Origin of the sequence: Hanstruepera neustonica, from assembly GCF_002895005.1 — a bacterium.
In the GTDB taxonomy this organism is placed as follows: domain Bacteria; phylum Bacteroidota; class Bacteroidia; order Flavobacteriales; family Flavobacteriaceae; genus Hanstruepera; species Hanstruepera neustonica.
The window spans coordinates 226,093-237,453 of sequence record NZ_POWF01000001.1 but is presented as its reverse complement, the minus strand read 5'-3'; the positions used below and the strand labels follow the sequence as shown (position 1 = coordinate 237,453).

General features: G+C 34.3%; 10 protein-coding genes. 7 read left to right on the top strand and 3 right to left on the bottom strand.

Going from position 1 to position 11,361, the window contains the following annotated elements:
- Positions 1 to 39 precede the first annotated feature (39 nt).
- A complete protein-coding gene (gene purD, locus C1T31_RS01105) occupies positions 40 to 1,314 on the top strand; it encodes a phosphoribosylamine--glycine ligase (protein WP_103051280.1) in 1,275 nt (424 codons plus the stop codon).
- On the opposite strand, the gene C1T31_RS01100 is transcribed toward purD, so the two are convergent.
- Positions 1,309 to 1,536, bottom strand: a complete 228-nt coding sequence (locus C1T31_RS01100) for a DUF6341 family protein (RefSeq protein WP_103050619.1) — start codon at positions 1,534 to 1,536, stop codon at positions 1,309 to 1,311. The two genes, purD and C1T31_RS01100, sit on opposite strands and share 6 nt — an antisense overlap.
- A 163-nt stretch (positions 1,537 to 1,699) precedes the next feature.
- On the opposite strand from C1T31_RS01100, the gene C1T31_RS01095 reads away from it, so the two are divergent.
- Positions 1,700 to 2,623 carry a DUF6427 family protein gene (locus C1T31_RS01095; protein WP_103050618.1) on the top strand — a complete coding sequence of 308 codons (924 nt, stop codon included), beginning with the start codon at positions 1,700 to 1,702 and terminating at the stop codon, positions 2,621 to 2,623.
- Here C1T31_RS01095 and upp read toward each other — a convergent pair.
- Entirely contained in the window at positions 2,612 to 3,271 is a 660-nt protein-coding gene (gene upp / locus C1T31_RS01090) for a uracil phosphoribosyltransferase (protein ID WP_103050617.1), read from the bottom strand. The genes C1T31_RS01095 and upp overlap by 12 nt on opposite strands.
- A 72-nt stretch (positions 3,272 to 3,343) precedes the next feature.
- Here upp and C1T31_RS01085 point away from each other — a divergent pair, with 72 nt between their 5' ends.
- Positions 3,344 to 3,952, top strand: a complete 609-nt coding sequence (locus C1T31_RS01085; protein ID WP_103050616.1) for a DUF4254 domain-containing protein — start codon at positions 3,344 to 3,346, stop codon at positions 3,950 to 3,952.
- A gap of 39 nt (positions 3,953 to 3,991) precedes the next feature.
- Positions 3,992 to 5,008 carry a glycosyltransferase family 9 protein gene (locus C1T31_RS01080; protein WP_243398871.1) on the top strand — a complete coding sequence of 339 codons (1,017 nt, stop codon included), beginning with the start codon at positions 3,992 to 3,994 and terminating at the stop codon, positions 5,006 to 5,008.
- Positions 5,009 to 5,210: 202 nt separating this feature from the next.
- On the opposite strand, the gene C1T31_RS01070 is transcribed toward C1T31_RS01080, so the two are convergent.
- On the bottom strand, positions 5,211 to 6,269 hold the full coding sequence (locus tag C1T31_RS01070) for a ferredoxin--NADP reductase (RefSeq protein ID WP_103050614.1): 1,059 nt from the start codon (positions 6,267 to 6,269) through the stop codon (positions 5,211 to 5,213).
- A gap of 4 nt (positions 6,270 to 6,273) precedes the next feature.
- Between C1T31_RS01070 and C1T31_RS01065 the strand changes: the two genes are divergently transcribed.
- The 3 genes from C1T31_RS01065 to porW all read left to right on the top strand — a co-directional run bounded on the left by C1T31_RS01065 (position 6,274) and on the right by porW (position 11,342).
- The gene (locus C1T31_RS01065) at positions 6,274 to 7,848 is read left to right on the top strand and encodes a DUF5687 family protein (protein WP_317047279.1); all 1,575 of its coding nucleotides are present in this window, start codon (positions 6,274 to 6,276) and stop codon (positions 7,846 to 7,848) included.
- Positions 7,849 to 7,851: 3 nt separating this feature from the next.
- On the top strand, positions 7,852 to 8,559 hold the full coding sequence (locus C1T31_RS01060; protein ID WP_103050613.1) for an ABC transporter ATP-binding protein: 708 nt from the start codon (positions 7,852 to 7,854) through the stop codon (positions 8,557 to 8,559).
- A gap of 158 nt (positions 8,560 to 8,717) precedes the next feature.
- Positions 8,718 to 11,342, top strand: coding sequence for a type IX secretion system periplasmic lipoprotein PorW/SprE (gene porW, locus C1T31_RS01055; protein ID WP_165780056.1), 2,625 nt, complete (start codon positions 8,718 to 8,720; stop codon positions 11,340 to 11,342).
- Positions 11,343 to 11,361 lie beyond the last annotated feature (19 nt).

Here is an 11,361-nt window from a genome sequence, read left to right as displayed (position 1 = left end):
ACCGCAAAAGCAATTATTTTTGCGCCAAACAACAACAACATGAATATTCTAATACTTGGTTCCGGTGGAAGGGAACATACTTTTGCTTGGAAAATAGCCCAAAGTACAATTTGTAAAAATCTATTTGTTGCTCCTGGTAATTCTGGAACCGCTAAAATAGCGACTAATATCGACCTAAAGGTAACGGATTTTCCAGCTATAAAATCGACAGTTCTATCCAACGAAATAAACATGGTCGTTGTTGGCCCTGAAGACCCACTAGTACTTGGTATTCATGATTTCTTTTTAAATGATTTTGAATTAAAACACATTCCGGTTATAGGACCTCAAAAAGCCGCAGCCGAATTAGAGGGAAGCAAGCAGTTTGCCAAAGAATTTATGATGCGCCATAGTATTCCAACCGCGGCTTATCAAGCATTTGATAAAGATATGGTTGAGAATGGATGTGCCTTTTTAGAATCTTTAAACCCACCTTATGTTTTAAAAGCAGATGGCTTGGCAGCAGGAAAAGGGGTTTTAATTTTGAATGATTTGGAAGAAGCCAAAACTGAATTACGAAATATGTTGGTAGATTCAAAATTTGGAGCTGCTAGTAGTCGTGTTGTGATTGAGGAGTTTTTGAATGGCATTGAGTTAAGTTGTTTTGTTTTAACTGATGGTAAGAGCTATAAAATTTTACCAACAGCTAAAGATTATAAGCGCATTGGAGAAGGTGATACGGGATTGAACACTGGTGGTATGGGAGCTATTTCTCCTGTGCCATTTGCAACTCCAGAATTTTTAAATAAAATTGAGGAACGTATTGTAAAACCTACTATTGATGGATTAAAGAAAGATAATTTACCGTATAAAGGATTTATTTTCATTGGCCTAATAAAAGTTGGCAACGAGCCAAAAGTCATTGAGTATAATGTGAGAATGGGAGATCCAGAAACGGAAGTCGTGTTACCAAGACTTAAAAATGATTTGGTTGAAATTTTTAACGCCATATCAAACCAAACACTACACGAAATTGATATTGAAATTGATGAACGTGCAGCTACAACTATCATGATGGTTTCAGGAGGTTATCCAGAGGCTTACGAAAAGGGGAAGGAAATTACTGGTTTAGATCAAGTGCAAGATTCTATAGTCTTTCACGCCGGAGCCACATTAAGTGATGATAATAAAATAGTCACATCAGGCGGACGCGTTATGGCTATAACCAGTTATGGTAAAACCTATCAAGAGGCTATAAAAAAATCTTATCAAAATATTGAGAAACTACATTTTGATAAGATGTATTATCGTAAAGATATTGGTTTTGATCTATAGATATGAGTGAGAAGTAATACTCTTATCTTCTTCATTGTTATCGTTAAACTTTTTTAATTGGATCATCCAATAAGTAAAAGCAACAAAACCTATCAACATAAACATCCAAGACATGATATTTGCAGCAAACCAATTATCAAGTTCTAACGCTCTTAAGGCATCAAAAGGTGCAAATAATACATTAACGAACAAGTCTTGAATAGCGTAAAAGAAATCTTTCATATATAAAATTTTAGGGCTCTAATTGAGCAAACAAAGTATTATCAATATATTTATTGCACAAAATTACATATTTTCATTTTAAATTTTATAATTCAAACAGAATATTAGTATTTAATCTTTGAATCAGGAAGGGTTATTGCTAAATTAAGTTTCAACAAAATAGATGATTGCCAAGTTTTTTAGTAAAGCAAAACCTATTCACTTTGTAATAATTGTGTTGGCATTACTCATTGTTTTTGTGTCAACGGTTATTTTATCTTCTGGTTATGAAGTTAGCCTTTCAGGCTTTCTAAAGCAAATGTTATTGTTTGTTGTGTGCTTTTTCTCATTATTTATTTTTGATTTTTTGATTGGTAAGAATAACCTAACAAAGAAGAACAGTTACCATTTATTACTCTTTTGTTTGTTAATTATTCAGATTCCCCAAGCTTTTTTGGAATATCAAGTGTTAATTGCGAATCTTTTTATATTGTTTGCATTGCGCAGAATAATCAGTATTAGATCTAAAAAATATTTAAAAAAGAAATTGTTTGATGCAGCTTTTTGGATAACGTTGGCAACCCTCTTGAGTTTTTGGGCTTCGTTGTTCTATATTTTAATTTTTGCTGCATTGTTTATTTATAAGATTTCGGATGTTAAAAACTGGATAGTTCCATTTTTGGGGATATTAACAGTATTCATAATAGGGTTTTCTTTGGCACTTGTATTGAATCAGCCCATTATGCCCATAGGTTATTACGTGCCAGAGATTAGTTTTGATTTTAGCACTTTAAACTCTAACCAAATAATAATTGCAGCCACTGTTTATTTTACTTATTTCTTGTGGTCACTGTTATTCTATTTGAAAAATCTAAAATCTAAATCCAAAAACTATAAAGCCTCTTATATTTTAATACTTATTGCAGCGTTTATTGCTTTAGCAATAATTATTTTAAAACCCAATAAATCAGGCGCAGACTTTTTATTTTTAATTGCTCCATTATCTATTATTGTGGCCAATTATATTGAGTTGATCAAGGAGAAATGGTTTCGAGAAGTACTAATTTGGATTTTAATTATAGCTCCCTTTGTATCGTTAATGCTGTAGTTTTTCGCCAAAAGCCAAATCACCTGCATCACCCAAACCAGGGACAATGTATCCCCTATCATTTAATGTGTCATCAATAGCAGCTATCCATAAATGGGTGTCTTTTGTAAAGTGTTTTGATAAATAATCAACACCTGCTTTGGCGCCAATAACACTAACCAAATGAATATTTTTTGGAGTACCGAATGGCTTTAATGCCTCAAAAGTCGCTACCATTGATTGTCCTGTTGCCAACATTGGATCTGCTAGAATTAATGTTTTGCCTTCTAGGTTTGGGCAAGCTAAATACTCAACAATAATTTCAAAACTTTCAGGGTTATGCTTATGATGTCTGTAAGCTGAAATAAAGGCATTTTCAGCTTTATCAAAATAATTGAGCAGACCATTGTGTATTGGCACTCCCGCTCTCAAAACCGAACATAAAACAATATCATTGTTGGGAAGGTTTTCTTTTGCCGTTCCCAAAGGTGTCGTTATTTCAGAAGATTGATAATCGAGTGTCTTGCTTAATTCGTAACCCAATATTTCACCAGCACGTTCTATATTTCTTCTAAATCGCATACTATCCTTTTGTACACTAATGTTTCTCATTTCGGCAATGAAGGTGTTTAGAATAGAATTTTGCTCCGAAAGATTATGAACATGCATGATTGTTTTGGTTTTTATGTGAGAGGTAAAGTTAATAAATAGGTTTATATTTGCGTTTTAAATTACGATATCATGTTCACAGAAAAGGCTAATAAAATTTTTCAGGAGGTAATTGAGAAATACCATATTATAAATACTGTAGACCAAGCATTTACAAACCCATATGACAAAGATTCCAATTTACTGGAGCATTTGTTATATAGAAAGTGCTGGATTGATACGGTACAATGGCATTATGAAGATATTATTCGTGATCCGCAAATAGATCCTGTTGCTGCCTTAAAATTAAAGCGTCAAATAGATGCTTCTAATCAAGACCGTACGGATATGGTAGAATACATTGACAGTTATTTTTTGGAAAAATATAAAGATGTCACTCCTAAAGTCAATGCGACTATTAATACTGAAAGTCCAGCTTGGGGAATAGATAGGCTATCTATTTTAGCTTTGAAGATCTATCACATGAATGAAGAGGCGACTCGAGAGGATGCTTCAGAATCTCATAGAGAAGCTTGTCAAAAAAAATTGGATGTTTTGTTGGAACAACGAGTTGATTTATCTACTGCTATTGATACTTTATTAGACGATATTGAAAATGGCGATAAGTACATGAAAGTTTACAAGCAAATGAAAATGTACAATGACGACGAATTGAATCCTGTTTTACGTTCGCAGAAGTAATACCTCCTACTAGTCGCAGGAATCCTTTTTTGAAATACTATGTCAAAACCCACCCACATATTGGTCATTAGGTTATCAGCTATGGGTGACGTTGCCATGACAGTTCCTGTTTTAAGGGCGCTAACAAATCAATATCCTCATTTAAAAATTACCATTCTAACTAGAAAATTCTTTGCTCCCTTTTTTAGAGATTTAGAAAATGTCACGGTTTTTCCAGCCGATGTAAAAGGCAATCACAAAGGATTATTTGGACTCTACAAATTAGCTAAGGCACTTAAAAAACAACAATTTGATGCTGTTGCCGATTTACACAAAGTATTGCGAAGTAAAGTTCTAAAACCCATGTTAGGAATCCGAAAAGTAGTTACAATTCACAAAGGGCGGAAAGAAAAAAAAGCGCTAGTGAAAGGTAAAATATTCGAACAGCTGAAAACTACGCATCAACGCTATGCGGATGTTTTTAAAGCGTTTGGATATCCTATTGATTTAAGTAATCCTACGCTTCCCAAACCAGCGCCCTTAAGTGAAAACTGTTTAAAACTTATTGGGACTCCGAATAAAAAACGTATTGGCATTGCGCCATTTGCAGCTCACGAAAGTAAAATGTACCCTTTGGAACAAATGCAGCAAGTCATTGAAAAATTATCTTTAGAGTATCATGTTTTGCTGTTCGGTGGAGGCAAAAAGGAAACACAGATTTTAAGCTATTTTGAATCCAAAGAAAAAGGCATTGTTAATTTATCTGGTCAACTAACTTTAGATGAAGAGTTGGACGTGATTTCCAATTTAGATGTTATGTTGTCCATGGATTCTGGCAATGCACATTTGGCCGCCATGATGGGTGTAAAGACCATTACCATTTGGGGTGTTACGCATCCATATGCGGGTTTCGCACCTTTTAACCAACCAGAATCGTATTGTTTGTTGGCCGATAGAAACCAATATCCAAAGATTCCCACATCCATCTACGGCAATAAATTCCCTGAAGACTACAAACAACCGGCAGGAAGCATTTCGGTAGAAACGATAGTTGAAAAAGTAAGGAGTTTGATTTAAATAAATTTATTAAAGTTTGATGGATTATTTGAACATTGTTTTAGGACTATTATTAATTGCTTTAGGTTTTTTTGTGATTAAATATTATCAAGAAAAACTATCAGAACAAGGAGGTCTTACATTTAAAATTAGAACTACTGGCATTGGGCTTATTATAATCGGATTAGCCCTCATACTAGAAGAATTTAATTTACTTTAGTGTTTAAATATCGTCATAATCCACCACAATAGTTGGGGTTGTAGGATGAGCTTGGCATGTTAAAATCAAACCTTCGGCCACTTCGTTATCAGTCAGAATGTTATTTTGTCTCATAGTCGCTTCGCCTTCTTTTATTCTAGCCAAGCAACTGCTACAAATGCCTCCTTGACAGGAATAAGGCGCGTCTAAATCCTCGTCCAAAGCCGCTTCAAGAATCGTTTGTTTTTGTGACATTTCAAATGAAGTTTCTTCGTCATCTACAATTACCGTAATTTTAGTATTTCCATCAGCAACGCCATTTGTTGAGGTCGTTTCATCAGATTTTGCAGCTTTAAACAATTCGTAATAAATACGGTCTTGAGCCACTTGGTGTTCGGTTAGTACATCTTTAACAGCATGAATCATGCCTTCAGGCCCACACAAATAATAGGCATCAACATCTATATGCTTGTACTTGTTTTTCATCACAAAATTGACGGTGCTTTTTTCGATTCTTCCAAAAATGGCTTCATCCTCATCGGCTTGACTGAACACAAACTGAATGGCAAATCGGTCTTTAAATTGATGTTGTAATTCCAAAAGCTCTTTAAGAAACATCGTGTCTTTGGTAGATTTATTACCATAGACCAAAATAATTTTGCTTTGCACCTCTTCCTCTAGAGCGCATCTAACGATACTTAAAATAGGTGTAATACCACTGCCAGCTGCAAAAAGGGCTATATTCTTGGTTTTTTTATCGTTAGGCTCAAAAATAAAACGCCCTTTTGGTGGCGCTACGTCCAATGAATCCCCAGCTTTTAATTCCTTGTTGGCATAGGAGGAAAAAGTACCATCTGTAACTTCCTTTACAGCAACTTTTAGTTCGTTGCTTTTAGGTGGGACACATAAAGAATAATCACGCCTTACCTCATGACCGTCAATAAATGTTTTAAGAGTGATATATTGACCCGCTTTAAAACGGAAAGTTTCTTTTAAATTTTCGGGTACCTCAAAGCTGATGGTAACGGCTTTTTCGGTTTCTCTTTGAATTTCTTTTATTTTGAGTGTATGGAATTGAGACATCTAAATGTTATTTTGGACAAAAATAAGAAATAGTACTAGCAATGTAGTTTGGATTGTAACAAAAAGTGCTTTAATATTACTAATAAATAAATCCCAACTTAAAACTATGGTAAAACAGTTTATAAACTTAGAGTGGAAATCCTTTATATGTTCCGCATCATTTAAAACGAATCTCATTCTAAAAATCTTAATGTTTGTAGGGGCGTTTTTTGCGATATTATACTTTTTGGCATTAGGAGTTTTTGCCTATTATATTATAGAAGAAAAAATAAAGGTTAATCCGTTAAAGGTCATAAACAGGGGTTTGATTTTTTATCTGCTAGCTGATTTGGTTATGCGCTATTTTTTACAAAAAATGCCCATACTAAATATTAAGCCATTATTATATTTACCTCTTACGAAAAATCAGGTTGTATCCTTTGGAATCAATAAAACTATGATTTCATTTTTTAACGTTGTACATGCCTTCTTTTTTATTCCTTTTTCAATTGTCTTGATATTTGAAGGCCACCCTTTTATAAATGTTCTTGGTTGGCATTTGGCAATTTTAGGCCTCTTTTATTGTAATAACTTCATAAATATTTTTGTAAACAACAAAGATGCAGTTTTCTATTCAGTAGCTATTATTTTAATTGCTCTAGGAGCATCTATTTATTACAATGTTTTTGATATAACAATTTATTCAGCTCCTATTTTTCAGGAGTTTTATGACACGCCTTATTTGTCAATAATTACTTTAGTTTTTGCATTCATTCTTTATAAGATGGCTTTCAGATATTTCAGAAAAAATTTCTATCTGGATGCTGGGTTGGCCAAAAAAGTAGCTATAGCCGAAACGGACAACATGATTTGGTTAGACCGTTTTGGAAGTGTTTCGACCTTTCTCAAAAATGATATTAGGCTAATAAAAAGAAACAAGCGATCTAAAACAACCGTCCTGATGAGTGTTATTTTTATTTTTTATGGTCTTTTGTTTTTCACGGGATCTATTGAAGCATACGACGGTCCTTTTTGGAGGATATTCGCTGGAATATTTGTGTCGGGAGGCTTTCTGTTCAGTTTTGGTCAATTTGTTCCAAGTTGGGATAGTGCTTATTATCCATTAATGATGAGTCAAAATATCAGATATCGTGAATATTTAGAATCTAAATGGTTTCTGATGGTAATTGCTACTATTGTTACCACCATTTTAGCATCATTTTACTTATATTTTGGATGGCAGGCTTATGCAGCTGTAGTCGTTGGCGCTATTTACAATTTGGGAGTTAATTCCCATATTGTTCTTTGGGGTGGAGCCTACATAAAAACACCTATAGATCTAACATCAAACAAAAAAGCATTTGGAGACAAAAAAGCCTTTAATGTTAAGACACTTCTTCTTACAATTCCAAAATTATTGTTACCAATGGTCATATATGCTTTAGGGCATTTTTTGCATGGCGAAGTTTTAGGATTTCTGTTGGTTGCAATATTTGGATTACTTGGCTTTTTATTTAAAAATAAAGTATTTCAAATAATAGAAAAAATCTACAAATCCGAAAAGTATAAAACTTTAGCAGCTTATAAAGAAAAAAATTAAATTATGATAATAACCTCGAACCTCTCAAAAAAATACAATAACAATCTTGTTTTAAATATTGATCATTTAGATATACCCAAAGGCCAAAGTTTCGGTTTGGTTGGCAATAATGGCGCGGGCAAAACAACTTATTTTAGTTTGTTGCTGGACCTCATTCAACCAACTACGGGACATATAAAAAACAATAACGTTTTGGTGCATGAAAGTGAAGACTGGAAGCCATTTACTTCAGCTTTTATTGATGAAAGCTTTTTAATCGGCTACCTAACTGCCGAAGAGTATTTTTACTTCATAGGCGAATTACGCGGACAGAATAAGGCGGATGTTGATAAACTTGTTAGTCAATTTCAGGACTTTTTCCATGGTGAAATTCTAGGTCAGAAAAAATACCTTCGTGATTTAAGCAAAGGAAATCAGAAAAAAGCCGGTATTGTGGCTGCTTTAATTGGAAATCCTGAAGTCATTATTTTGGACGAACCCTTTGCAAATCTGGATCCAACAACTCAAATTAGACTAAAAGGTATTATCAAAAATTTAGCAGAAACAAAAGGAATCACGGTTTTAATATCCAGCCATGACTTGCTGCATGTAACCGATGTTTGTGAGCGCATTGTAGTTTTGGAAAAAGGCGAAATCGTCAAAGATTTAAGAACGAGCGCAGAAACATTAAAAGAGTTGGAAGCCCACTTTTCTGGTGAAGCCGTTCAATAAACCTTTCTACCGGAACCTTTTTGCTGTTTAACGGTGTTATCCTTAATATCAAGTAAAAGTCCTTTAAAAATATGCTATAATTCAAAAAGATGCTTATTTTTACCTTTCTGCATAATAATAATAGCAGTTTATAGTTAATAAGGTTAAACACGCCAACGTTGAAAACATCTTTCAAAATTATTGCAGGAATAGTACTTTCCACTCTTGTATTCGTAAGTTGCTCACGTAAAAAAGACAGTTTTTTAAGTCGAAATTACCATGCAGTAACAGCGGAATACAACACGCTTTATAATGGTTATCTGGCATTAGAGGAAGGAAGAAGAACAGTCAATGAATCTTATGATGATAACTATTGGGAGATTTTACCAATAGAGCGCATGCAGATTTCTGAAGAGGTCATGCTGCCCGGTCAATCTAGAAATGAAAATTTTGAACGTGCTGAGGAGAAAGCTATTAAGGCTGTTCAAAAGCATGGCATGAACATCAACGGGAAGGAAAAAAACCCACAAATTGACGAGGCTTATTTGCTGTTGGGCAAAGCACGTTATTTCGATCAACGTTTCGTGCCAGCATTACAAGCATTTAACTATATTTTATATAAATATCCAGCCAGTGATAATATAAATCATGCTAGAATTTGGCGTGAAAAAACAAACATTCGATTGGACAATAATGAATTGGCAATCAAAAACCTTAAAACCTTGATGTTTCAGGAAGAACTGGAGGGTCAGGATTTAGCAGACGCCACTTCCATGATGGCTCAAGCCTATATCAATATCAAAGCGTTAGACAGTGCTGTTTGGCGACTGGAAACTGCGGCGAAGGCAACCAAAAGTCATGATGAAAGAGGGCGTTATAGATTTATTCAAGGGCAATTATACAATAGATTGAACCATAAAGACAGCGCTAATTTAGCTTTCGACAAGGTCATTGAATTAAACAGAAAAACACCAAGAGCTTATTTGATTGCCGCATATGTTGGAAAAGCTAAAAACTTCGACTTTGACAATGAGGATAAAGTTGCACTGCTCGAGTTACTTCATGAGTTAGAAGAGAACCGAGAAAACAGGCCGTTTTTGGGCAAAATTTATCATCAAATTGGTGAATATCATTTAAAAAACGCATCTGATTCTTTGGCCGTTGAATACTACAACAAATCATTGAGAACGAACTCATCAGATCAGATACTGGTTTCTAAAAATTATGAAATTTTAGGGGATATCTTTTTTGATTATACAGAATATAGAATAGCTGGAGCATATTACGACAGTACCATGTTCAATATGGTGGAAAATAGCAAGCCCTATCGTGTTATTAAACGTAAAAGAGACAATCTTGATGATGTAATTCTTTATGAAGATATGGCTTTCAGAAACGATAGTATTTTGAGATTGGCCGCCATGTCTGAAACAGAGAGAAATGCTTATTTTTCAGAATATACAGAAGCTTTAAAGAAAGCAGCAGAAGAAGAGAAGGAAAGACAGGAATTGGCTGAACGAAATCAGGGTTTAATTACTGCCAAAACCAGTAATTCATTTGGTGTTAAAACAGATTCTCAAAAAGGAGCACAAGCAAATGGTAAGTCTTTTGGTAATACGGATAGCAGATCTTCTGGAGGCGTTAGACCAGTTGGCGGGCCAAATCCTGGAGGCGTGCCGACTTTTTATTTTTATAATACATCCACTATTTCCTACGGAAAAAATCAATTTAGAAAGATTTGGGGCGATAGAGAGCTTCAAGACAATTGGCGATGGGGTAGTTTAATGAAATCTTCCAAAGGAAATCAAGCATTGGAATTAGCCAAAACAGAAGAAGATAGTGAGCTTTTTGATCCAGAATTTTATATGGCTCAAATTCCAAGCGAACAAGTGAAAATAGATAGTATCAAAGCCGAAAGAAATTTAGCTTATTATCAGTTAGGGCTAATCTATAAAGAGAAATTCAAGGAGTACGATTTGTCAAAAGATAAATTCCAAACGCTTTTAGGTATGGAGCCTGATGAGAAATTAATTCTTCCATCTAAGTATAATTTATATAAAATATACGATTTACAAGGATATGACAATCAAGCAGCAAACATCAAAAATGATATTATTACAAACTATCCAGATTCACGGTATGCGGCTATACTCTTAAATCCAGAGTCAGCTTTGGCTCAAGACGATAGCAATCCTGAACATGTTTATAACCGCCTGTACAAAAAACTGGAAGATCAGGAATATCAAGTTGTTGTTGATGAAACCAACAAATTCATAACAATTTTTGAAGGTGAAAAAATAGTCCCTAAATTAGAACTCCTGAAGGCAAACGCTATGGGGCGCTTGTATGGATTTGAGGAATACAGTAAAGCTATTGGGTACATTGCCTACACTTATGCCAATACACCGGAGGGTGCTCAAGCTAAAGTAATTACTGACGAGCTATTTCCAAAATTAAGCCCTAAAGAGTTTGTGGACAATCCTGATGAACAGAATTTTAAAATCGTGTATTATTTCAATGAACCATCCGAAGATGAAATAAAAGACTTTACCGAAAAACTTCAAAAGGAAATAGAAACCGTTAATGTCTTTGATTTATCGTTGTCTGTAGATGTTTATAATCCAAACACAACATTTGTTGTTGTGCATGGACTCACAAGCAAAGAAGGTGCAATGGGCTATGCTAGTGCATTAGAAGAACGGAAAAAGAATAAAATAATTCATCAGCATTTTGCAGCTTCATCAACCAACTACAAAATCATTCAGGTTCATAAGAATATGGATGAGTACTTGAGTATAGAATAATTATTTTAAACCAAAAGTT

Coding starts and splice junctions, on each gene's coding strand:
- purD (WP_103051280.1), top strand. CDS start 40: ATGAATATTCTAATACTTGGTTCCGGTGGAAGGGAACATACTTTTGCT.
- C1T31_RS01100 (WP_103050619.1), bottom strand. CDS start 1,536: ATGAAAGATTTCTTTTACGCTATTCAAGACTTGTTCGTTAATGTATTA.
- C1T31_RS01095 (WP_103050618.1), top strand. CDS start 1,700: ATGATTGCCAAGTTTTTTAGTAAAGCAAAACCTATTCACTTTGTAATA.
- upp (WP_103050617.1), bottom strand. CDS start 3,271: ATGCATGTTCATAATCTTTCGGAGCAAAATTCTATTCTAAACACCTTC.
- C1T31_RS01085 (WP_103050616.1), top strand. CDS start 3,344: ATGTTCACAGAAAAGGCTAATAAAATTTTTCAGGAGGTAATTGAGAAA.
- C1T31_RS01080 (WP_243398871.1), top strand. CDS start 3,992: ATGTCAAAACCCACCCACATATTGGTCATTAGGTTATCAGCTATGGGT.
- C1T31_RS01070 (WP_103050614.1), bottom strand. CDS start 6,269: ATGTCTCAATTCCATACACTCAAAATAAAAGAAATTCAAAGAGAAACC.
- C1T31_RS01065 (WP_317047279.1), top strand. CDS start 6,274: ATGTTATTTTGGACAAAAATAAGAAATAGTACTAGCAATGTAGTTTGG.
- C1T31_RS01060 (WP_103050613.1), top strand. CDS start 7,852: ATGATAATAACCTCGAACCTCTCAAAAAAATACAATAACAATCTTGTT.